Origin of the sequence: Bacillus changyiensis (genome assembly GCF_027706145.1) — a bacterium.
In the GTDB taxonomy this organism is placed as follows: Bacteria; Bacillota; Bacilli; order Bacillales; family Bacillaceae; genus Bacillus; species Bacillus changyiensis.
In genome coordinates, this window is record NZ_JAQFWW010000002.1 from 113,490 (window position 1) to 135,024 (window position 21,535).

General features: G+C 38.2%; 22 protein-coding genes and 1 pseudogene. 9 read left to right on the plus strand and 14 right to left on the minus strand.

Features of this window, described 5'->3' with window-relative positions; all coding sequences use genetic code 11:
* Positions 1–28: 28 nt before the first annotated feature.
* The 4 genes from essB to PDT38_RS07850 form a co-directional block, all read right to left on the minus strand.
* The gene (gene essB, locus PDT38_RS07835) at positions 29–1,354 is read right to left on the minus strand and encodes a type VII secretion protein EssB (RefSeq protein WP_270800332.1); all 1,326 of its coding nucleotides are present in this window, start codon (positions 1,352–1,354) and stop codon (positions 29–31) included.
* A gap of 14 nt (positions 1,355–1,368) precedes the next feature.
* The gene (locus tag PDT38_RS07840; protein WP_270801681.1) at positions 1,369–1,608 is read right to left on the minus strand and encodes an EsaB/YukD family protein; all 240 of its coding nucleotides are present in this window, start codon (positions 1,606–1,608) and stop codon (positions 1,369–1,371) included.
* 81 nt (positions 1,609–1,689) lie between these two features.
* On the minus strand, positions 1,690–1,986 hold the full coding sequence (locus tag PDT38_RS07845; protein ID WP_270800334.1) for a WXG100 family type VII secretion target: 297 nt from the start codon (positions 1,984–1,986) through the stop codon (positions 1,690–1,692).
* A 293-nt stretch (positions 1,987–2,279) separates the two neighbouring features.
* Positions 2,280–3,683 (minus strand): alanine/glycine:cation symporter family protein, encoded by a 1,404-nt coding sequence (locus PDT38_RS07850; RefSeq protein WP_270800336.1) that lies wholly within the window; start codon positions 3,681–3,683, stop codon positions 2,280–2,282.
* A 186-nt stretch (positions 3,684–3,869) separates the two neighbouring features.
* Between PDT38_RS07850 and PDT38_RS07855 the strand changes: the two genes are divergently transcribed.
* Positions 3,870–5,108 (plus strand): PucR family transcriptional regulator, encoded by a 1,239-nt coding sequence (locus PDT38_RS07855; protein WP_270800338.1) that lies wholly within the window; start codon positions 3,870–3,872, stop codon positions 5,106–5,108.
* A 157-nt stretch (positions 5,109–5,265) separates the two neighbouring features.
* On the plus strand, positions 5,266–5,862 hold the full coding sequence (locus PDT38_RS07860) for a biotin transporter BioY (RefSeq protein ID WP_270800340.1): 597 nt from the start codon (positions 5,266–5,268) through the stop codon (positions 5,860–5,862).
* A 113-nt stretch (positions 5,863–5,975) separates the two neighbouring features.
* On the opposite strand, the gene PDT38_RS07865 is transcribed toward PDT38_RS07860, so the two are convergent.
* Together PDT38_RS07865 and PDT38_RS07870 are read right to left on the minus strand one after the other, a co-directional pair.
* Positions 5,976–7,304, minus strand: a complete 1,329-nt coding sequence (locus PDT38_RS07865) for a Na+/H+ antiporter family protein (protein ID WP_270800342.1) — start codon at positions 7,302–7,304, stop codon at positions 5,976–5,978.
* A gap of 136 nt (positions 7,305–7,440) precedes the next feature.
* Positions 7,441–8,937 (minus strand): leucyl aminopeptidase, encoded by a 1,497-nt coding sequence (locus PDT38_RS07870; RefSeq protein WP_270800343.1) that lies wholly within the window; start codon positions 8,935–8,937, stop codon positions 7,441–7,443.
* 159 nt (positions 8,938–9,096) lie between these two features.
* Between PDT38_RS07870 and PDT38_RS07875 the strand changes: the two genes are divergently transcribed.
* The gene (locus PDT38_RS07875; protein WP_270800345.1) at positions 9,097–9,573 is read left to right on the plus strand and encodes a divergent PAP2 family protein; all 477 of its coding nucleotides are present in this window, start codon (positions 9,097–9,099) and stop codon (positions 9,571–9,573) included.
* A 34-nt stretch (positions 9,574–9,607) separates the two neighbouring features.
* Here PDT38_RS07875 and PDT38_RS07880 read toward each other — a convergent pair whose 3' ends face one another.
* The 4 genes from PDT38_RS07880 to PDT38_RS07895 all read right to left on the minus strand — a co-directional run bounded on the left by PDT38_RS07880 (position 9,608) and on the right by PDT38_RS07895 (position 12,323).
* The gene (locus PDT38_RS07880; RefSeq protein WP_270800347.1) at positions 9,608–10,282 is read right to left on the minus strand and encodes a 3D domain-containing protein; all 675 of its coding nucleotides are present in this window, start codon (positions 10,280–10,282) and stop codon (positions 9,608–9,610) included.
* 128 nt (positions 10,283–10,410) lie between these two features.
* Positions 10,411–10,731: a YuiB family protein gene (locus PDT38_RS07885; protein ID WP_270800348.1), complete on the minus strand. Its 321-nt coding sequence runs from the start codon at positions 10,729–10,731 to the stop codon at positions 10,411–10,413.
* Positions 10,732–10,803: 72 nt separating this feature from the next.
* Positions 10,804–10,932 (minus strand): YuiA family protein, encoded by a 129-nt coding sequence (locus PDT38_RS07890; protein ID WP_270800349.1) that lies wholly within the window; start codon positions 10,930–10,932, stop codon positions 10,804–10,806.
* A gap of 179 nt (positions 10,933–11,111) precedes the next feature.
* On the minus strand, positions 11,112–12,323 hold the full coding sequence (locus PDT38_RS07895) for an NAD(P)/FAD-dependent oxidoreductase (RefSeq protein WP_270800350.1): 1,212 nt from the start codon (positions 12,321–12,323) through the stop codon (positions 11,112–11,114).
* A 256-nt stretch (positions 12,324–12,579) separates the two neighbouring features.
* Between PDT38_RS07895 and yumC the strand changes: the two genes are divergently transcribed.
* Positions 12,580–13,578 (plus strand): ferredoxin--NADP reductase 2, encoded by a 999-nt coding sequence (yumC, locus tag PDT38_RS07900; protein WP_270800351.1) that lies wholly within the window; start codon positions 12,580–12,582, stop codon positions 13,576–13,578.
* Between the two features lie 30 nt (positions 13,579–13,608).
* Here the strand turns inward: yumC and PDT38_RS07905 are convergent, their stop codons facing one another.
* The gene (locus tag PDT38_RS07905; protein WP_270800352.1) at positions 13,609–13,815 is read right to left on the minus strand and encodes a hypothetical protein; all 207 of its coding nucleotides are present in this window, start codon (positions 13,813–13,815) and stop codon (positions 13,609–13,611) included.
* Between the two features lie 143 nt (positions 13,816–13,958).
* Here PDT38_RS07905 and PDT38_RS07910 point away from each other — a divergent pair, with 143 nt between their 5' ends.
* Positions 13,959–14,183: a cold-shock protein gene (locus PDT38_RS07910; protein WP_270800355.1), complete on the plus strand. Its 225-nt coding sequence runs from the start codon at positions 13,959–13,961 to the stop codon at positions 14,181–14,183.
* Between the two features lie 923 nt (positions 14,184–15,106).
* On the opposite strand, the gene PDT38_RS07915 is transcribed toward PDT38_RS07910, so the two are convergent.
* Entirely contained in the window at positions 15,107–16,804 is a 1,698-nt protein-coding gene (locus PDT38_RS07915; RefSeq protein WP_270800357.1) for an RICIN domain-containing protein, read from the minus strand.
* A 500-nt stretch (positions 16,805–17,304) separates the two neighbouring features.
* Between PDT38_RS07915 and PDT38_RS07920 the strand changes: the two genes are divergently transcribed.
* The 4 genes and pseudogenes from PDT38_RS07920 (at position 17,305) to PDT38_RS07930 (ending at position 19,803) form a co-directional block, all read left to right on the plus strand.
* Positions 17,305–17,547, plus strand: coding sequence for a helix-turn-helix domain-containing protein (locus tag PDT38_RS07920; protein ID WP_270800358.1), 243 nt, complete (start codon positions 17,305–17,307; stop codon positions 17,545–17,547).
* Positions 17,548–17,648: 101 nt separating this feature from the next.
* A pseudogene (locus PDT38_RS19575) lies at positions 17,649–18,376 on the plus strand (ribonuclease YeeF family protein); the annotation flags it as partial.
* 207 nt (positions 18,377–18,583) lie between these two features.
* Positions 18,584–19,120 (plus strand): pre-toxin TG domain-containing protein, encoded by a 537-nt coding sequence (locus PDT38_RS19580; protein ID WP_449374906.1) that lies wholly within the window; start codon positions 18,584–18,586, stop codon positions 19,118–19,120.
* A 203-nt stretch (positions 19,121–19,323) separates the two neighbouring features.
* Positions 19,324–19,803: a hypothetical protein gene (locus tag PDT38_RS07930; protein ID WP_270800359.1), complete on the plus strand. Its 480-nt coding sequence runs from the start codon at positions 19,324–19,326 to the stop codon at positions 19,801–19,803.
* A 289-nt stretch (positions 19,804–20,092) separates the two neighbouring features.
* Here the strand turns inward: PDT38_RS07930 and PDT38_RS07935 are convergent, their stop codons facing one another.
* Entirely contained in the window at positions 20,093–20,611 is a 519-nt protein-coding gene (locus tag PDT38_RS07935) for a recombinase family protein (RefSeq protein ID WP_270800360.1), read from the minus strand.
* 531 nt (positions 20,612–21,142) lie between these two features.
* Complete coding sequence (locus PDT38_RS07940; RefSeq protein WP_270800361.1) at positions 21,143–21,508, minus strand: HesB/IscA family protein; 366 nt, start codon at positions 21,506–21,508, stop codon at positions 21,143–21,145.
* Between the last annotated feature and the right edge of the window lie 27 nt (positions 21,509–21,535).

Genomic DNA, 21,535 nt, shown 5'->3' on the forward strand with positions numbered 1-21,535 from the left:
CCTCCTGTTATCAACAGGTTTTTTCACTTTATTTTTCATCTTTTTTCTTTTTGTCTTCCTTCGCTTTTTTCTCTTTCTTTTCTTCCTTTTGTTTTTTCTCTTGATCTAGCTTTACCTGTTCGTCCTGTTTTCTCGCCTCTAATTGCTGCTTCGCTTTCTCTGCCGCCTCTTCTTTAGATCTTTGCTTCTTTAGTTCGTCTTCCATTTGTTCCTTTTCTTTTAGCAGCGGTTCAACCTGTTTTTTTCTTTCATCACTTGACAGACTTTCATCAGCTTTTATTTCTTCGGAATATTTATAGTCGGCAAATGCAATATAACCAGGGTTCTCTAACAAGTGTGCTGTATCAAGAGCTTCTTTGTTTTCACCCCGACCGATTTGAATCCAATAAGCAAAATACTTTGGATCTGATTGAAGGGTCAGCGTATTTAATACTTGCTTCTGCCCCTCTCCGTAATCCGTTATTTTGACTGAGTTATCAACAATGACAAATGAATAGGCAAGTTGATATTGAACAGATTCCGGCATCTCGTCGATATCATATTTTTCAAGTGTGTCGATTACTTTGCTGTATTGTTTATTTAAAAAGTAACGGTTACTTTCGACAAATGCTGTTTGTTTAGGCTGGATGAAGAATAATGAATAAAAGGAAAATAAAATGGCTGGTATTAAACATATAATAAGGGCTAATCCTATGTATCTTTGAAGCTTCCATTTTTTCTTTGGAAGATGGATAAGCGTTTTTTCTTCTGCATCGAGTTCATCCAGTGTTTGTTGAATCACATCTATTATATCTTCATATGTCTTACTCGAGATGATCGATTTTGCTTTGTCTGAAAGCTTTGTTGTTTCATTGTATTTTAAATAGTCTTCAAACGAAAATTCCCAATCAACAGCAAGCGCAGCTGTCGCTTTTACTTCTGCAAAAAGTCTTTCTTCATCATGTTCGTATGGCGGAATACTTTCTTTAACTCCATAATGTAAAAATGCAGGCGTTAAGCCCTTATCAAAGACAATGTTTTCTGGTGCTATCATTAAATGCAGTCTTTTAACTGAATGCTCCTTAACTGCTTTAACAAGCTGATAAGCAAAGAGCCATTTACTTTTTTTATCTTTAAATTTCAACTGACGAAATGGTTTGAATTCGGAAGGAGGCTGAATTGAAATTCGAACTTCATCATCGGTCATGACGGTTTCTTTTTTAAAGGAAGGATTGACTTCTTTAATGGCATTAGCTTCTAAGCCATTGACAAGATGAATCTTTTCTCTTTGAAAACAAAATGTATAAGTGCCTTCTTCTTTTGTCATGACAGCTTCTAATTGGTTTTCTAGGTACGTTTTCTTTGTATCTGCCATTCATCCAGATCCTTTCATAGTATTTCTAGGCGATCTCCTGTTGTAATACCGCATTCCACCAAACTGTATTCGCCGGAAAAAACGGAATTTTTATTGATCACCCTTACCCAATAACCTTCACGCGGAGGATAAGAGATGTTTTGGGCCTGCCATGCGATACCAATTACTTTTTTAACGGAATGATAGTCTGACAGTCTTAAATCAAACACGCCGCCATCATAGTTTTTTAAATCGATGGTAATGTCAACATACATCAATTCATCACCTCTCAATAGAAAAAGCGCCATCATCCTCTTTTGAATCAGGCGCTTCTCTTTTTCTAGCTAGTCTGTCTATTAACCACGAATTTGGCTAGCGATGTCTTTATCAGTGTTTTCAAGAGTAGTAGCAGTCTGTGAAAGCTGTTTAGAAACGTCGCTAAGAAGGTCAGCCATCTTAATAAAAGAAGGTCTTAATTCTTGATATTGGGCTGCGAACGCACGGCTTGATTCACCTTCCCACATATCTTCAAGCTGTTTAATCATTTGATCAAGTCGTTGCTCAACCTGGCTATGAACAGCTTCGCTTTCTTTAGCATATCTGCCAGCCATTGAACGTAGTTCAGCTGGTGTTACGCGAATAATTCCTGACATATTCCTTATACCTCCTGCGCTATTTGCCCAGAAATATGGGCTAAAATAACTTATTTTTTGGAACGATCTTATTATAAAAACAAGATTGATTCACAGTCAAACAAATATGTTGTTATTTAACAAAATGAGTCTAAAGGTTTATTTTCTAACTATTCATGACCCAGTGAAATGCAAAAAAACTAGTAAAAATATATCATTTTTTAGCGTTTGAATAGATTGAGTCAAAAGAACTGCTTCTATCACATACACAAAAAAACAGCCCAACTTTTTGCTGTAAAGTCAGGCTGCATTTTTTAACTAGCTTTCAGTTTAGTAGGTTTTTGTCGGTTATAATGATGTAAGAAGAAATCATCTGTTTCTGCACGAATGACTTTCCATAATAAAATAAGTGCTACCAAGTTCGGGATCATCATCAAAGCGTTCGCCATGTCGGCAAATGCCCAGACGGTATTAAGGCTTGCGACCGCTCCATAGTAAGTAGCAACAACATACACAATTCGGTAAACCGGTACCCATCTCAAACCGACCATGTATTCGAGACATTTTTCTCCATATACATACCAACCAACAATTGTTGAATAACCAAAAAAGATAACTGAAAATGTCACAATGTATTTTCCAGTTATTCCTAAGGCAGAAGCAAACGCAGCATTTGTCAATGCACCTGCGTCAAGAGTGGCATCATGTGTAACGCCTGATAATATACCGCCTGACGAATCCCAAAAACCTGTGATGATGAGGACAAGCCCTGTCATTGTACAAACGATCAATGTAACGATAAATGTCCCTGTCATTGCGACTAATGCCGACTTAACAGGATGATCAGACTTCGCATTTCCCGCAATCAAAGCTGCCGTACCAAGACCAGCTTCATTTGAAAAAATCCCTTTAGACATACCATTTCTAATTGCCTCTGAAACCATAATACCGGTAAAACCTCCAGCAGCTGACACCGGATGAAGAGCATGATAAAAAATCAGCTGGAAAGCCGGAATGATTTGATCATAATGAATAAAAATAATTGCAAGAGATCCACCAATATAAAAAATCGCCATGACCGGAACGAAAATGCTCGCAACTGCACTGACACGCTGAAAGCCTCCAAAAATAATCGCAGTCGTCAAAATAGCAAGAACAAGACCTATGATCCATCCTGGAATTGAGAAGGTGTGTGTAACAACTTCAGAAATTGTATTAGATTGAACAGAGTTTCCAATTCCTAAAGCTGCAAACGCTCCAGAAAACGCGAATAAAAGAGCAAGCGGTTTCCACTTCTTTCCCAGCCCTTTTTCAACATAATACATTGGTCCACCAGAATATTCACCACGTTCATTTTTGACCCTGTATTTCATTGCCAGTAAAGCTTCACTATATTTTGTGGCCATTCCCAATAAACCGACAAGCCACATCCAAAAAATAGCTCCAGGTCCTCCTATTGTAATAGCCGTTGCCACTCCAGCGATATTTCCGTTTCCGATTGTTCCGGCCAAGGTTGTCATTAACGCTTGAAAGTTACTGACATCTCCATCAGCTCCCGCTGTTTCTTTTTCTTTCCCGAACGCAAGCTTAAACGCATAAATTAACCTTTTAAATTGAAGTCCTCGCAATATCACTGTTAAAAAAACCCCAGTACCGACAAGCAAAATAATCGCCGGAACTCCCCACAAGATGCTATTGATTTTTTGAATGATGTCCAATGTCTCTTTCTCCCTCTTATGTCAGAATAATAAAATTGTTGTATTGGAAGATTATTATTTATGAAAAATAATAAAAGGCCACTAACTTTTTTGTTGATTTTAACAAACAACTATAACCATAATAAAAGTAAGATGGGTATATGTCAAAATATTTTTTCATGCAAACTTAAAGTAGGGGTTTTTTATATGAAGAAACAAAGCAATCCATTTAAATATAGCTATGATCGTTTAGAAGATATCGCCGACCATATCAGTGAGGTTCTAAACTGTCCGATTACAATTGAAGATGTTCATCACCGTCTGCTTGCTTACAGCACGCACATAGACTACACAGATCCAGCGAGAACCTCAACAATCATTGGACGGCGCGTCCCGGAAAAAGTCATTAACAAACTCTGGAAAGACGGAACAATCCCTGCTCTACTCAAAAACGATCAACCTGTCAGAGTTGAGCAAATTGACGAAGTCGGACTGAGCAATCGTGTAGCCATTTCAATCTGGAAAAACAGTGAAGTGATCGGTTTTATTTGGGCGCTTGAAAGCCAAAAAACGTTGGCGGAAGAAGATTTATTACTATTAAAACTAGCAGCCGACGCTGTCAAAAACATGCTTTTACCTTACCAAGTCCGTAAAAGAAAAAATGAGCAGCGCAGTCAGGAGTTTTTTTGGAAGCTACTCACAGGTCATATTTCAGAAGAGCAAGAAATCGCAGATGGCTTTCACCAGCTTGGAATCGGTGTTCCATCATCATATTCTGTCTTTATGATCCGGCTCTTAGATGAAATTGAAGAGAAAACGGAGAAACAGCTCAATTATTTGTTAGAAACAACTCAGCAAGTACAAATTTTGTTAACGACAATTGATTATAATGAGATGATTATACTTGCTTCCCCAAAAACAGAACAAAGTGGACAGCCTTTTCATGATTTAAAACAGTTTGTAGGAAGCATACAAAAACAGCTTGCGGAAAGGTATAAATTAACGGACTGTATACTGGCAATCGGTGGCATGTATAACTTGATTACCCATGTACATCAATCCTATCAAGAAGCGCTCTCTGCCATAAAGGTAAAAGAGCGGTTTGCAACGGAAACGAAACATCTTGTTAGCTTTTCAGAACTTGGAATTTACCAATATCTAGATGTGTTAGCAGAGAAAAGAAAAAACACAAACTTTTCAAATTATGCCTTGGCAAGGCTTGAAGCCTATGATCAGGAACACCATTCCAACCTTGTTGAGACGCTTGAGCAATTTATCGAATGTGATAGTAATGTCAATATCGCTGCCAAAAAACTGAATGTCCATGTCAATACGCTCAATTACAGACTAAAGCGAATTAACAAAATTGCAGAAATTGATTTAAAGAATATTAATGAAAAGTTTACCATTTATCTCGAAATCAAACTACGTAACATGCATTTGTAAAATTCCACAAATGCATGTTTTCTTTTTTTTCTATTGCAAACAAAAAAATTTTAAAAGGAAGCTGACCCCTCCTGTTTGTTAACTAAAATTTAAATGAAGTTGACAAAAGAACTCTCATCTTTTACGATAATGATGAGATCATAAGGAGGAACATGAAATGAAGAAAAAGAAGCTTCGTGCAAGTGATATGGCGCTTGTTGGAATGTTTGCTGCTTTGATGTGTGTTGGTGCTAATATCACTTCATTTGCCCCTGTTCTACAAATCGGGGGGATTCCACTTTCAATGCAACCATTTTTCTGTCTGCTAGCAGGACTGTTACTCGGACGTAGACTGGGAGCTTTAGCAATGATCATCTATGCTTTAATCGGCTTTATTGGTGCCCCTGTTTTCGCCAATTTTTCCGGAGGGATGTCAGTGCTTTTGAAAGGCAGCGGCGGTTTTATTATCGCTTTCATTCCGGCAGCATATGCTGCCGGATGGATGACTGACCGAAAGTCAGAACCAAAAATAGGTGACTTTTTTACAGCTTCATTGATTGGGACAATCATCATATATTTAATTGGTGTCAACTATATGTACCTTGCCTTCACAAATTGGTTAGATACACCGCTGACTTATCAAGCTACATGGGGAATGATGACTGGCTTTTTCATCAAAGACCTGTCCTTCTCCATTCTTTTGGCCGCCCTTAGTTCAAAGATTTATCAAGCTGTTCAAAAAGGAGCTAACGTTAACAGAAATTCTGCTTATTAGAAGTCGGGCTTGGGTGATAAATCACGAAAAAAAGGCGTCCAGTCAGTCAATTTTTGACTATTGGACGTCCTTTTACGTTTAACAGCATCTTGAATCATCGCTTTACAATTTTCTTATAAAATAATCGCCGCTACCCAACCAAACAAAATGAGTGGAATGTTGTAAAAGATAAATGTTGGGACACAAGTATCCCAAATGTGGTGGTGCTGTCCGTCAGCATTGAGGCCAGCTGTTGGACCAAGCGTACTATCACTTGCAGGTGAACCAGCATCCCCCAACGCAGCTGCTGTCCCGATCACAGCAATAGTTGCCATTGGACTAAAGCCAAGCTGTAAGCAGAGCGGTACAAAGATCGTTGCAATAATGGGGATGGTCGCAAATGATGAGCCAATCCCCATTGTAATAAACAAACCGATAACTAGCATCAGAAAGGCACCGACAACTTGACTGTTGTTAATCATGCCTGTTGATGCTTCAACAAGTGATTGAACATCGCCTGTTTTCTTAACCACATTGGCAAACCCGGCTGCCGTTAGCATCACAAACCCGATAAACGCCATCATATTCATCCCGGCTGTGATCAATTCATCAGCCTCACCTTTTTTCATTGCACCACTGACAAATAAAACGATTAATCCACTGAGGGCACCAAAAATCATCCCATCGACATCTAAAAGCTGTGATAAATAGATCTGTACGCTTAATGAAACAGCTATCGCAAGCATTGCAATCGCAAGGCTTTTTTTCGTATAAGGAGCTGACTTTTGACCAGCAATTTCTTTCATTTCATATACCCGAGGCTTACGGTATATAAAGACCGCTACTATAAGCCCAGCAACCATGCCTAAAATAGGGATAATCATTGCAAACGGAATATCTGATAAGGAAACCGAAAGTCCCGCATCTTTCATATTATCTTTTAATATTCCTTGGAAAATCTGCCCGAAACCTACCGGAAGTAAAATATATGGAGCTGTTAAACCGAAGGTCATGACACATGCAATTAAGCGCCGGTCAACCTGAAGCTCATTTAATATTTTTAATAATGGTGGGATTAAAACAGGAATAAAAGCAATATGAACCGGAACAACATTTTGTGACATACAGGAAATGATTAAAATGATAAGGATGATGAGCACTTTAGAAAGTGTTTTTCTTCGTGTATCCTCTTCTTTTCCAATCAGCTTTACAGCGGCCTCAACCATGGCATCTGGAAGACCCGTTTTTGTCAAAGCAACCGCAAATGCACCGAGGAGAGCGTAACTGACCGCTACTGTAGCATTTCCCCCAAGTCCTTCTGTAAAGACCTTGACAGTTTGAGCAAGTCCGAGTCCTCCTGTCAGTCCACCAGCAAGAGCACCGACAATCAATGCGATCACAACATTGACACGCAATAAACTTAATATCAGCATAACGATAACCGCAATCACAACAGCATTCATCATAAACCTCCGAATATATACTTTAGTTTGCTAATGTAGTAGATAATTAAAGTGATGAACGTATAGTATCACAGTTATTGTGATGGCGTCAATAGACAAAAAACCCCTTTATCAAAATAAAGAGGTTCTGAATATGTCATGATTTATGATTGTCTGTAAATCGTTCCACAAATGTTACGAGCGTTCTCACCATTACACCTGTTCCGCCTTTTGGTCCAAAACAAGTCGTTTTATCTGTCACGGCTGTACCAGCTATATCAAGATGGACCCAAGGCGTTTGTTCAGCAAATTCGCCAAGGAATGTGCCCGCCATAATCGCATGTCCATCTCTTGACGGTGAATTATTTAAATCAGCCATTTGGCTGTTTCTCACTTTCTGTTTATCTTTTTCTGTAATCGGAAGTTGCCAAATGGATTCTCCCGTTTCTAGCGCAGCATTCTGTAATTGTTGATATAGCGACTCATTGTTTGTCATCGCTCCTGTTGTCTCAGTCCCCAGGGCAACAACAACCCCGCCAGTCAGTGTAGCGATATCGATCAGAACCGAAGCCCCGTGTTGTTTGGCATATGTTAATCCGTCAGCAAGCACAAGTCTACCTTCAGCATCTGTGTTTAAAATTTCAATCGTTTTACCGCTAAGTGAGACAATGACATCATCAGGCTTCATCGCACTGCCTGAGATCATATTATCTGTAGACGGAATTATCGCCAGCACATTTTGTTCAGGACGAAGCTCACCGATGGCTTCCATTGCCCCTAACACACTAGCGGCTCCCCCCATATCTGATTTCATGCCGACAATGCCTGTTTTCGATTTTATAGAATAACCACCTGTATCAAAGGTGATTCCTTTCCCAACCAAACCGATTACATCATCCCAAGTATCTTTTCCTTGGTATTTCAGAACGATCATTTTCGGCGGCTCTTCAGATCCTTGATTAACTGCCAACAACCCACCCATACCAAGTTCCTCTATATCATCTTTTTCAAGGATTTCACATTCAAATTCATACTTGGTGGCAAGTTCGGTTGCATATGAAGCAAGATCCGTTGGGGTAAGCATATTACCAGGCATATTGACAAGTGTTCTGGCTGAATTCGTCGCAGTTCCATAGACTTGACCAACATGTAAGCTCGCTTGAATTTCCTGAAGATCTTCATCTGTTAAAACATAAATGTTTTGTAAAGGTTTTTCTGGTTCATTTGATTTATGTTTATAATCCTGCACTTCATAACAAGACAGTATACACGATTCTGCCAAAGCATGAGCAGCGTCGTGATGATGAACTTGATCAGAGACAAAACTGTCAAGATAAACAGTAAGATCTTGTTTACGATCTTGATAAATCATTTGAAAAACAACAGAAAAACAATGGGTAGCATCCTCAAACGAATATTCTGCTTCCCGTCCCAGTCCAACAACATAAAGCCGTTTAACACCTTGTAGTGAAGGGGTAAATATTTTAGACACTTTTGCTTTTTTGGACGAAATATCTCCGTCTTTTAATAGCTGTGAAAGCTGGCCGTTCAAAAGCCAGTCAAGTTCTTTCGCTTTTCCATATAACCGGCTTTTTTGAAATAGACCAATGATCAGAGTTTCTTTCATTTCCAATTCTTTAAAGGCATAAAACATCAATTTGACAGCTCCTAACGAGTAAAATGAGTAAAAGTAAATCAACAATGTTATAATATGAAAAACATTTTTCTTATTTAGGTTCCATACGATTATTTTAACAAAGATTAGCATTTTTTTCTGGATTGATTATATTTATAGAAAGGATGTTCTGACAAAATGGAAATCCTTACAAACTTCCCTCTATTGGCAAGCTTTGCTGCTATCTTTTTTGCTCAATTTGTTAAAGTTCCCATTTATTTTATTGTTTCAAGAAAATGGGATTGGCGGCTTATAACAAGTACGGGTGGCATGCCAAGTTCACATTCGGCAGCTGTAACAGCACTTTCAACTGGAATAGCCCTTGATCAAGGGTTTGGCTCTCCTGTATTTGCTGTCTCCACTATATTTGCTGTCATTACAATGTTTGATGCATCTGGAATCAGAAGACATGCCGGGGAGCAAGCAACAGTCATCAACCGCCTCGTTAGAGATTTTAACTACTTTGTCAATAACGCAAAGGACTTCCCAAAAATTGAGCAGGAAGAAAAACAAAAAAAATTAAAAGAGTTGTTAGGCCATCAACCGATTGAAGTCTTTTTTGGAGGATTAACAGGAATTGTTCTCACCCTTTTTTTATATCATTTCTTCAGCTAATCTAAAAAACGTTTAAGCCTTTTTAGCTTAAACGTTATTTTTTGGCTGTTTTATATTTTTGTCTGAAAACCTGCATAGATTCTTCTTCATTCAATTTGAAAAGCTCACTTTCTGTCACAGAGCCATCACCCTTTTTAACAACATATACATCAAGGGTTTTCTTCCCCCATTCATTATAGACATCTTCAACTGTTTCATAATATAAGTCAAGACGGTTTCCTTTAATAGCTGATCCTGTGTCTGCTACAACACCATAACCGTAATTTGGAATGAACAAAATTGTCCCAATTGGAAAAACAGATAAATCAGCTGCAACAGTAGAATATAAATCTCGTTTTACTTTGACTCCTGAATATGTAAGCCCGTACCCAGGGTGATGAGGCTGTTTTCCTGTCGATTCAGCACCGGCAGTATAACCTGTGGCCGTTACTTTTTTTCTTGGATATCGGCTCCAATCAAAAGCTTCTTCTAGCTTTTTCGGTTTGTTCTTAATTTCTTTAGTAGCAGACAATGCTGTCTTTTCCGCCTTTTCTTTCGGTAGTGATTTAAAAGTAATCCCTAACTGTTCCAAAGACAACCTTTGTTTTTTCATCCAATCGGATAGATCTTTTGCTTCAACCCCAGAAACTGTAAAAAAGGTTGTCATAAACGCCAAAACAAATAAAACCGTCATGAATAACCGTCTGAACAACATCATCTTTTGTTTCATTCTTCCCACTCCTCTCACTATCCTAGTTGTTTCCAACCAGAAGAAAAAATATACAATTTGAAAGTGAGTTTTAAGAAAAGTGAAAAAATTCTGTACAAAAAAAAGCCTTCTTCATGACAGAAGATGGCTTAGAACATCTGATATCCTCTTTTTCGTAAAGCTTTGATCGTAACTCCAGAAAGCAAAGCACCTGCCATTCCACTTGCTAAAATGATCATATCAGCTGCCGCTAAAGATGCTACTCGTTCAAATAGATTAGAAAGTGTCTCCATTGGTGCTTCTACATAGCGAATAAGCTTTTCTTTATTTACGATAAAAAGGCAGACAAGAGGATAAATGATCACCATAATCCAAGACATTCTGAGCAACATATTCAACAAAAAACCAATCCCAAAAAACAGTACAAAAAACAAAACAACTGAAATGATGACAAATGGTAAGCTAATCAAACTCCCACCCCCATGTAACCTCTTTTAGTGTACATTGGAGTGCAAACATGAGTCAATCATTGGAAGTAGAATCTAATGAACTTTCCCAGTTCCCTTACAGTTTTTGCACGTTTCTGTTCCTCCTAGCAAAAGTTGAAAATACCCTTTACCTAAACAAAATGAACAAGGTGTATCAGAACGATAGTTTGATGCATAATCCATTAGCGACACAACCTTTTCTTAATTTTCTGATAATATTAACATAAGTGTTGTCAATTATAAAGTTAGATCATATAACAAATTATTTTATGTAAGCGCTTAAAGTCTATCTTTTCTTGTTTTTTCTATTGCTTTCTGCAAGTTTAAAAAAAGGCTTGCAAGATCATGGCAAGCCTAAAAATCTAGAAAAACTTAAACTTCCCTTTTTTAAGAACAAGACGTGGTCCCCCGATCAAAAAAAGCGAGCGGTTGTCAATCATTTTTTTCATAATGGAAGCAATAGTTCCAGTGACTTTTTTGCCATAAGTCAAACCGATGGCATTATGCTCGCCAAGTGAAGCAACAGAACCTTTATTTTCAAAGGAGAATGACTCTGGCTCTTTGCCACGAATCAATGCAGTAAGATTTTTTGCACAAGTTTCTCCCTGTTGCATAGATATTTGTGCAGTTGGTGGATATGGACGTTCAGTTTTTTCATTGATTATAAGTGAACAGTCCCCAATAACGAAAACATTCTGATATCCTTCCACACGTAAATCAGGTTTGACCTTAACACGACCGCGCATGTTTTCAAAACCTGACTGTTCAATAACTGGATTTCCTCGTACTCCAGCAGCCCACACAACCGTTCCCGCTTTCATTTCTTCCATGGCATCATCTTTGCCACAAACAATCCCCTCTTTTGTGCATTCTTTGATAGCGGTACCAATTTTAAATTCAACACCTTTTTCCTCAAGGTCATGCACTGCATAATCAACAAGTTCTTGATCAAAACCAGGGAGAATAGATGGTGCTGCTTCTACACAAATTAAACGAACCTTTTGTCGGTCTATATCATATTCCTTGCAAAGTTCAGGAACTCGGTTTCCCAGTTCTCCTAAAAATTCTATTCCTGTAAAACCTGCACCTCCAACAACAATTGTCAAACGTTCAGGACGTTTTTCGGCTTCTGTGTGATACGTTGCAAATTGATATTCAATATGCTCACGAAGTTGGCGTGCAGAATTGATATTTGTAATTGAAAACGCATACTCTTTTAACCCCGGGATTCCAAAGGTTTCGGGAACTGCACCCAATGCAACAACAAGATAGTCATATGTAAGTTCACCATTTTCCATGATGACTTTCTTTTCTTTTTGCTCGATCAACTTCACTGTATCCTTAACAAAATGAACACGCTGTGGGTGAATTACATCTTTTATCTGGTAGCGGCATCTGTCATGATGTAAAGTACCTGCACTTGCCTCATGCATCCAAGTTGTTTCATAGTGATAATGATGTTGATTGACAAGTGTAATATCCACTTCATGTATTCCGGTTTTTTTGACAAGTCTTGTGACAGTCATTAATCCACCATAACCTGCACCTAATATGACCACTTTTGGCTTCATCAACGGAATCACATCCACCTTTTCTATATTTTTACTGTTTGAGCCGTATCATCAGCTCATGATGAAAAAAGTCTGTGAAGTCCTTATTCTTCCCCACAAGTCATGAAAGTTTCATAAAAAATTAACATTTTATCTACACTAACATCATAACGATTCAATTTACCTTTTTCAAGGAATAGGAAAAATCCTGCATACTCGTATTTAATTTATGTGATATGATATAATGAAGAACACTTTTCACTTAGGGGGCATTATGTTGATGCAGGAAGACTCAAAAGTATATGATATAACCATTATCGGAGGTGGCCCAGTCGGCTTGTTTACCGCGTTTTATGGAGGAATGCGGAAAGCGAGCGTCAAAATCATTGAAAGCCTACCACAACTCGGGGGCCAATTGTCCGCTTTATACCCGGAAAAATACATATATGATGTGGCTGGTTTCCCTAAAATCCGCGCTCAGGAACTTGTAGACAACTTAAGGAAACAAATGGAGAAATTTGATCAAACCATCTGTCTTGAACAAGCTGTCGAAAGCGTTGAAAAACAGGCTGATGGAATATTTAAATTGACGACAGATCGAGAAATCCATTACTCAAAAACAGTGATTATTACAGCAGGAAACGGAGCGTTCCAACCAAGAAGACTTGAGCTTGAATCTGCAGCTCATTTTGAAAATGCCAACCTCCATTACTTTATTGACGATATGAATAAATTCGCTGGTAAACGTGTCGCTGTATTGGGTGGCGGAGACTCTGCCGTAGATTGGGCGCTAATGCTTGAACCGATCGCCAAAGAAGTATCCATTATCCACCGCCGCGATAAATTCCGTGCGCATGAACACAGTGTTGAAAATCTTCGCAATTCTAAAGTTAATGTGTTAACACCGTTTGTCCCAGTAGAGCTAGTCGGGGAAGAAAAAATTGACCAACTTGTCATTGAAGAAGTCAAAGGCGAAAGAAAAGAAATTCTTGAAGTCGATGATGTGATTGTCAATTTTGGATTTGTTTCATCCCTCGGTCCCATCAAAAATTGGGGTCTTGAAATTGAGAAAAATTCCATTGTTGTTAAATCTACAATGGAAACAAATATTGAAGGGTTTTATGCAGCTGGTGACATTTGCACATATGAAGGGAAAGTGAAACTAATTGCAAGCGGATTTGGCGAAGCACCGACCGCTGTGAATAACGCAAAAGCCTATATGGACCCGAAAGCACGTGTTCAACCATTGCATTCCACAAGTATGTTTGAAAATAAATAAAATGAAGGAGCCTTTTAAATCGGCTCCTTTTTATTGAAATATATGAAAGTAAGAGAAAGCTGTGCCGAAAAACAACACAATTGTTAATAAAGCGACCATACCTGCAACAGTCAAAATGATGCCATCTTTTATCTTGTCAGCTTTCGGCAGTGGTTTTTCACAGCCGCATGCCTCACATACCTTAGAACGGTACGAAATCACTGTTTTACAATTTCTGCAGTTTGTTTTTTCTCCCATATCGCACCCCTTTTCTACTCCGGGCATTCATTCCCAAAATGAACTTGTCCAGTATAGAATAACAAATATGCGAATAGAATGTCTTAAGATTCACAAAATATTCTTAAATGCATCACAAAAATCCTTGTTAGGAAGTGACGATTATGTCTTACTACAACAATCGAAATCAAGAACCTCTGCCAAAAGAAGATACTGAAACATGGGAATGTACAGCAGAGGAATGTAACGGATGGATGAGAAAAAACTTTACAAGCAGTGAACGTCCTTTATGCCCTCTCTGCAATCAAGAAATGGAAAGCGGTAGCCGCTTTTTAACATCAATCGCCAACAACACCAGCAATTTGCACCGGATATTTAATCGAAAATAAGTGCTGACCTACCGGCAAAAGCCTTGCTCGATCACGAGTAGGGTGGCTGCTTTTCTTCATAACAATGATGGAACTCAACGCCATTTAACAGTGTTCATCTCTTTTCCTCTAACTATTCAAAATAATCATTTGTAAAAATTTCAAATTTGAAGCATTGAAGAGTTGTTGAAAATTATTAACCACTTGAGGATCTCTCTTCATTTTTAGCCAAGGTGTTCAAAGTTGGGAAATGAGCTGACTTAAAAACACCACAGTATAGTTACAACCTTGTATCATTAGAACCATAATAACCCCATCATTTACCAATTAACACCATGATAAATGATGTTATAATGATGACTGGGCTTGTGATTGGAACGAGAATTTAGAAGAAAACAGTTCGGTGACATTTATGAATTAGGTGGTATTATTAGAAGCAATGAACAGACCATATTTTTAGTGAATAGAACGGCTATATCAGACACTAGGGCTTATTTTAAAACTTTCCGGCAATGGTCATTCAATCGCAGCGTGCATTGCTTTTCATGACCAAGACCTTATCATTAGAATAAAAGACTTGTACTGTCCCACATGACATACATAAATAGGAATACTCCACTTGTGACATGGAAAGAACGTAATGATTTAAAAAGTTGATTTTGATTATAAAACTGGCTCATGATCTAAAAATAAGTCATGATATACGTGTTGCTTTGTTAAAAGTTTAAAGAGAATAGATTAAATTTGAGATAAGAAATAAATTACCAATAAGTAACTTTATTAAACCTAGGAATGATGTAGTTGAGCATACAGGAGAACAATTTTACAGTTGAAGAATCATGACGTATATTAGCAATCTAACAAAATTGCCATGATTAAAAAGGAAACCCATAAAAATGGGTTTCCTAAATTTCTTATTTATCTGCACAGAAATTTTCTGTTCGTTAATTAGTCATGATTATTTTCCACTGCTGATTTAGATTGCCATTATAAGGACTTTGCTGAAGCAAAGCTCCGTCTGATTTTGAAGAACCCGCAACTTCAACCGCTTTATTGCTATTTAGGTTCATGATACTCCAATAACCGTTGCTTAATTTGATGATTCGGAACTGTTGTGCAGTAGTGTTCAGATCCTGCATCAGTTGTACTGCTTCACCATTGTTTTTTGTCCCGTTCCGCACATCCATTACTTTACCGTCTGACGAGCTTACGCTTCGTAATTTGTAAATATTCGTGGAATTTCCCACATCAGTAATGACCCACTTCTGCGCAGATGCATTATTATCAGACCACTGCTGCAGTTGTAGTGTATTCGTGTTCTTGCCGCCCGGTACATCTATCGTTTTACCAGATGCCCTGTTCACTAGTTTGTAGGTTGATCCTGATTTAATCCCGTTCCATACACCGTTCCACGGTTGCAGTTGTGCTCTCTCGTAATACCAATCGAAGATAAAACGTGCCATACCATCACGCGAAGCATCACCGTCATACTTTAGACCGGCAGTCGGGTCAGCAAAAGAGCTTCTCATACCACTTTCTAGTAAGAAACCATTCATATGTACAGCTATGCTGACATTTCCTGACGATGTAAAAATTGATTTTGTGTTTTTACCAAAGCCTTCACTTGAACCATTAAATAAATCCCAGTACGAAGGGTCTCCAGACTTCTTCTTAAACCACGTAGTTTCCGTAATATTAATCGGATACTTATCCGCACAAGGTTTAATATTCATATTCCATTGCTGTAGCAGTTTTGAGTAATTGTCATGTGCACCATATCCCGGGTACCAATGGACCGCGTATCCAAGATTGTTTAATGGATCTTTAAGTGGATGTGATGCGGAAAGCTGATAATATTGATCCCATCCAAGTCCTGCCGCCCAGATGACATTATCTGCACCCTTGCTACGGATTGTTGAAATCATTGCGTTTTGGAAATTTCTCAAAGAATTCCAAAACTCGACAAAGTTGGGGTCTGAAGGATTTCCTCCCCAGCGACCGTTTGCATGAGATAAAACCGGTTCATTAATCAGCTCAAACATGACATTATCTGCACTTTTAATTTCTGGCTGGGAGGCGAGGTAACCCCAAATTTGCTTGAATTTATCGAGATTCGCCTGTGTTGTCGCCTGATTATCCTTTAATGTAAAGTCGAGGCCAATCGTTACGTAAAGCCCTTTAGTTCTGGCATATTTGATATAGGGAATAAGGACATTTTGCGTATAGGCTTTCATTCCGGCAAAGTTGTAAGTACCAGCTGCTACGTCTCCCATATCTTGCCGGTCAATGAATAGTCGAACCTGATTCATATACCAACCATGGTTATTGCCATAACGAGGTGAGGTATTAGTAAAGGTATCAGAAATATCTTTTAAATACTCCAATACAGCTTTATGTCGGTTCCCACCATTTTTATTTAAATAGTATTTGCTATTCTGGTAGGTCCAATAAGATCCAGAAGGTTGATGCCATCCGCTTAATTGAACAGGTTGACCGCTAGCGTTGACGAGTTGATTGCCGCTGACATGGAGCTTTGACATTTGCATACCTGACCAAGCTTTTGCCGGTGTATAGGATGGTATCAATAAAGCCAATAACGTAATTAGAACAACTCGTTTGATTATTACTCCAATTTTATACATCATTTAACATCTCCTACAATAATAATGAATACAATTCCCTTCTCTTCTCAACCGTTTTTTGTATTTTGATGGTCCACCTCCTCACAGAATTAGACTGCGCATAACAAAACGATTACGTAGTAACTGATGTACTTTAGTTACTATCAAGTAATTAACATTCCATTTTTTCTGCTATTATCCTCTCATTTATAGAAAATCAGGTATATAAATGAAGTAATAGTCTCAGATTTGGAAGGTTATGTAGGTATAAATTAAGGGTCTAAAAATGAAGAACTCGCATCTTTTCCATACTTTCTACCCATCCGTATAGGAGTCTAATTTAAGTACATCTATGATACAGTAGGTTTGGTGTCGTCTTTTACATTGAATATACGTTCATTTTTAATTTTCTGCCAAGGTGCGCCAAAAGCTCGTACAAGTTCATATTTGCTTTTGTTCCTTTGCGTCAATCCATTTTAAATCGGTCATATTGATACCTAGAGTAATACAAGTGAAATCAATTGTATGGAGAATTAGTAAAGAATATTTTCAAATTTAATATGAACGATATACTGGATGAGCTAGGTATTACAAATAATAAATTAGCGGTTGAAGCTAAAGTGAGGCCTGCTACTATAGGAGATCTTTGCGAAGGAAAAACGAAAAGATTAGAACTTGACACCATTGAAAAAATACTAGATGTATTAAATTTTAAAAGCTCCGTCGTATACAATAGACAACATTATTTTTCACCAGCCAAGTAGTGGTAAACCGATATCTTAAACTAGGTTCATATACCTAATCTAAAAGATTCATTTGCTTCTCTCATTGGATGTCATTTTTATGTATAAAAAAGGAGAATGCAATGAAGACCCTTGATGTTAAAGCGTTACATGACGGAATCGATAAAACGCTTGACGAATTAAAAGTTCAATCTAAATAAATCAATAAAATTTTAAAAAACGTTGTGGTATCGTAGCCTTAGATGACGCTTTAAAAGGAAAAGGCGGTGAGGCGATTCGGAATTTTTACGAGGAGTGCCACATCCCTTTCTTGCGGTTCTATGATTTGTTTATTGAAGAATACACATCAGCACTCAAAAAAATCAAAAAATCGTTACAATCACTAGAATCTCATGATGATGGATTTATCTCACAACACTTTCTAGAGAAAGACCTTGAAGATGGTTTAAATGAAGCTGACAGGGAAACGAAAAGCATGGTTTCCTCAACGAATGATGTCATCAAAAGAGTCAAACATATTGTCGATTTACCCGAGTTGGACGATAGTGAGTTTGATAAGCATCAGAAAGAAGCGTTGAAAGAGATCAACGACACACTTGAAAAGCTAAACACATTCGACAGAGAGCAAACAAACGAGTTAAAGACAGCTTCTAACGATCTCCAGACGATGAAAACTTACATGAAAAAACTTGGGAAGATGTATACGTCAGGCCCAAAAATCGAGATTAATACTTATGAGAAAGGGTCGATTTTAAAATCTGAAGGCGTTTCAGACCTTTCAGATCTCACTCTCCTTGAGCAGAACGAAGATCCGTCAAAGTTAGCTATGAATACGATGCTTAAAAAACTAGCAGAACAAGAGAAATATGAAGTCGAGTCCGTTTTTACCTCTAAGAAAATTGATACTAGCATCCGCACGATAAATGGAAAGCTGTATAATATAATGGATCACCAACCAATGGTTTCTTTATACGTAACAGATGAAATCGGTACAGGCAAAGACTTCGTTGGCGGAAAATATACGACTTATTCAAACGGTCAAATTGTTCGCGAATACATGTCTAATGGAACTGTAAAATACGAAATCGTTAGCCGGATTCCAGAAAGCAGAGTGAAAAAAAGGGACGTTGAAAGCGAAGTAAACAAGATTTTGCATGAATATGACAAGTATACTCCTGTAAGCAGAGAGAAAAAAAGCGAAAGTGAGCCTGAATCCCTGTTTGAACAAACGATTGACACAGTCGGCGAGTTTTCAGGTGCTTATGATGGGTATAGAGCTATAGTAGGAGTCGATCCTAAAACAAAAGAAAAACTCTCCTGGCAAGAACGAACCCTAAGTGGTGCTTCCGTTATTCCTGTGGGAAAATGGCTAAAAGCAAGGAAATTTGTTTTAAAAGCGAATAAAGGTGCCAAGACAGTTAAGAGAGTTGAAAAGGCTGAGGAAGTTGCTAAAGATGTAGGGAAAGGGACTAAGGGCACAGATAATATTAGTGATTTTGCTAAAAAACCTTTCTTACCAGATGAGGTATACAAAAAAAGCTACCTAAATTTGTTAAACCAGGAACAAAAAGTCTTAACAAATATGATGAATTAGGTCATCTAAAACAAACTAAGTATTATGATGATTATGGTAGAGAAATAGGTTGGGTTGATTTTACAGACCATGGCTATCCTAATACCCACAGCATTCCGCATTGGCATGAAGTTCAATGGAACGAAAGATACCCAATAAGTGGTTACAAGATTAATCACCGTATGGATACTAACATACCTTTTAAATGAGATGGGGGTTAAATTATGATTACATTTCAATTACCTGATGGCAATAACAACAGCGATTTTATCAAGAAATTATTTAATATTATTTCCATTGAACTAAACAATATATATTGGTGTGTAGGGGATCTAGAAATAATCCCAAGATATTTAGGTGATTATCCTGGTTCTGGTCCCCACAATTATGAAGAAATTGCGTGGAAGTTCGGAGAAAAAGTTGAAAGAGAAAAAGTAGTATTTTTAGAAGAAAAAGATCTATACGATGTTTTGAACGATACTCAATCAGTTAGGAGAGGGGTATTCGTTTGCTTTTTCAATAATTATCCCTATGATTATAACTTTCATCCAATTGTAGAAGTCACAGACGTTAAAAATATGCAACACTCATTAGCATATCTTGAAATAAGAATTCTAGATGATGACTTATTTTTCATTCTGACTAAAGATAGTAATATAATTAGTAAATTAAAATATGAATTTCCAGAATACCTTTTGGCTTAAATTTAACCACATTGATTGTCTTCTCACCTTTAAATTGCACCTCAATTGTTAGACACAGTTAACAATTGGGATGCAGTTTTTTAATTACTTCAACAATTCTTCAAGTCTCACCTTTGTCTTCGTTCCATAGTAACGCATATTTGTCTGGATAGAAATAAAGCGCGCGCAAGTACTTCTTGAATCTACCGGACAGCTTCCCAAAGTGATTTTTTAAAACACGCATTTAAAAACCGCCTGGCGAACCGGCTCGGCTTTTGACCTCCCCCCGGCATAAAAAAAGACACCGCCTTTATAGCTGCGCCTTCCGTTCGCGGTTACGTCTTACTAACGTTGCTTTGCTAATGCCTGTCATCCGTTCTACCTCGGTATATGAGTACGTAGCGAGTAAGTCGAGAGCATGGTCGATCTGTCGCTTGTTAAACTTACGCGGTCTACCTTCGCGAAAGTCATCACGCTGCTTTGCGATGGCCTTTCCTTCTTGCGTGCGCTCTACGATCATATCCCGTTCAAACTCAGCGAACGCAAAGAATATATTACGAATGAGCTTCGATGCTGGACGATTATCCATAACGCCCATATTTAGAATATGTACGCGTACACCTCGATCAATAAGTTCTCGAACTAACTCGCTTCCTTGCGTTGCACTGCGAGCAATACGATCCAGTTTCGTTACAACTAGCGTGTCGCCCTCTTTTAGCTTGGCGAGTAGTCCCGTAAATACTGGTAGGTCTGTTATTGTACCTGTAAAATGTTCACTCAATAACTCGTCGCACCCTTCCGCCTCTAACGCTGTTAAATCTTGCCCCACCGTTGATACCTGGTCATTTTTATCCCGACATTTTTGATTGCGCTTAGAACTTTACACGCGGATCATATCGAAACATAAGTAGTTTCGCAAGATCTCTGTGGCAATCTCACCAATATATGTAACCGCAATTGTCGTTAAGCCACTCAGCAAAATACTACCACATCTTTTTATAATCAGTAAACGTTCTTTCGTGCAGCCCTTCCGTTCTTTTCCCAGATAAAGAAATCTCTAACTCTTCGCTCGGTAGCTTTTTTGAAGGTGAAAACATTCGTCACCCTTTTTCGCTTCTTTTTTAACGCCATAATAAAAACGCCTCCCTTAACGATGGTTTTAGCCTCATCGCTAAGAAAGACGTTATTCACAACCGTAACGACCGTAAATTAGGGTCGTTTTTATTCCGAATAATGCCTGTTAATTGCGGATTTTCCGGTACAATTAACAATCCTGCGTCTCAAATTCCGATTAGATGATCGAAACATATCATCGTTAAATCCGACATCCTAAACACGTTGATATATCAGGCTTAGAACACTAACACTCCTCAGGCGTACCGGTATTCTTCGCCGTCCGAAATGATGAACCGCAGCCACATGATGCGATGGCGTTCGGGTTTTCGATGGTGAAGCCGCCTCCCATCATTGATTGTTTGAAATCGATGACTGTTCCATTCATGATATCAAGGCTTTCCTGATCAACTAGTACCGTAATTCCATGTTGAACAAATTCCTTATCAAGTTCACCTTTATCGTGTTCAAAACCCATTCCATAAGAAAGGCCGCTGCATCCGCCACCTTTTACGCTGATTCTCAAGAAAGCATCTTCCTCTTCATGTTCCTTCATCATATCTTTAATATGAAGTGCTGCTGACTCTGTAATCGTTACCGTTTTATCACTCATAATGTCACACCCCTTTTTGTTGTATGT

What these genes read in the sequence shown, in the direction of transcription:
- PDT38_RS07880 (WP_270800347.1), bottom strand. Translation starts at nt 10,282, where the DNA reads ATGAAACAAAAGATGATGTTGTTCAGACGGTTATTCATGACGGTTTTA.
- essB (WP_270800332.1), bottom strand. Translation starts at nt 1,354, where the DNA reads ATGGCAGATACAAAGAAAACGTACCTAGAAAACCAATTAGAAGCTGTC.
- PDT38_RS07840 (WP_270801681.1), bottom strand. Translation starts at nt 1,608, where the DNA reads ATGTATGTTGACATTACCATCGATTTAAAAAACTATGATGGCGGCGTG.
- PDT38_RS19580 (WP_449374906.1), top strand. Translation starts at nt 18,584, where the DNA reads ATGTCTAATGGAACTGTAAAATACGAAATCGTTAGCCGGATTCCAGAA.
- PDT38_RS07915 (WP_270800357.1), bottom strand. Translation starts at nt 16,804, where the DNA reads ATGTATAAAATTGGAGTAATAATCAAACGAGTTGTTCTAATTACGTTA.
- PDT38_RS07855 (WP_270800338.1), top strand. Translation starts at nt 3,870, where the DNA reads ATGAAGAAACAAAGCAATCCATTTAAATATAGCTATGATCGTTTAGAA.
- yumC (WP_270800351.1), top strand. Translation starts at nt 12,580, where the DNA reads ATGCAGGAAGACTCAAAAGTATATGATATAACCATTATCGGAGGTGGC.
- PDT38_RS07875 (WP_270800345.1), top strand. Translation starts at nt 9,097, where the DNA reads ATGGAAATCCTTACAAACTTCCCTCTATTGGCAAGCTTTGCTGCTATC.
- PDT38_RS07905 (WP_270800352.1), bottom strand. Translation starts at nt 13,815, where the DNA reads ATGGGAGAAAAAACAAACTGCAGAAATTGTAAAACAGTGATTTCGTAC.
- PDT38_RS07870 (WP_270800343.1), bottom strand. Translation starts at nt 8,937, where the DNA reads ATGTTTTATGCCTTTAAAGAATTGGAAATGAAAGAAACTCTGATCATT.
- PDT38_RS07910 (WP_270800355.1), top strand. Translation starts at nt 13,959, where the DNA reads ATGTCTTACTACAACAATCGAAATCAAGAACCTCTGCCAAAAGAAGAT.
- PDT38_RS07890 (WP_270800349.1), bottom strand. Translation starts at nt 10,932, where the DNA reads ATGGATTATGCATCAAACTATCGTTCTGATACACCTTGTTCATTTTGT.
- PDT38_RS07860 (WP_270800340.1), top strand. Translation starts at nt 5,266, where the DNA reads ATGAAGAAAAAGAAGCTTCGTGCAAGTGATATGGCGCTTGTTGGAATG.
- PDT38_RS07845 (WP_270800334.1), bottom strand. Translation starts at nt 1,986, where the DNA reads ATGTCAGGAATTATTCGCGTAACACCAGCTGAACTACGTTCAATGGCT.
- PDT38_RS07930 (WP_270800359.1), top strand. Translation starts at nt 19,324, where the DNA reads ATGATTACATTTCAATTACCTGATGGCAATAACAACAGCGATTTTATC.
- PDT38_RS07940 (WP_270800361.1), bottom strand. Translation starts at nt 21,508, where the DNA reads ATGAGTGATAAAACGGTAACGATTACAGAGTCAGCAGCACTTCATATT.
- PDT38_RS07865 (WP_270800342.1), bottom strand. Translation starts at nt 7,304, where the DNA reads ATGAATGCTGTTGTGATTGCGGTTATCGTTATGCTGATATTAAGTTTA.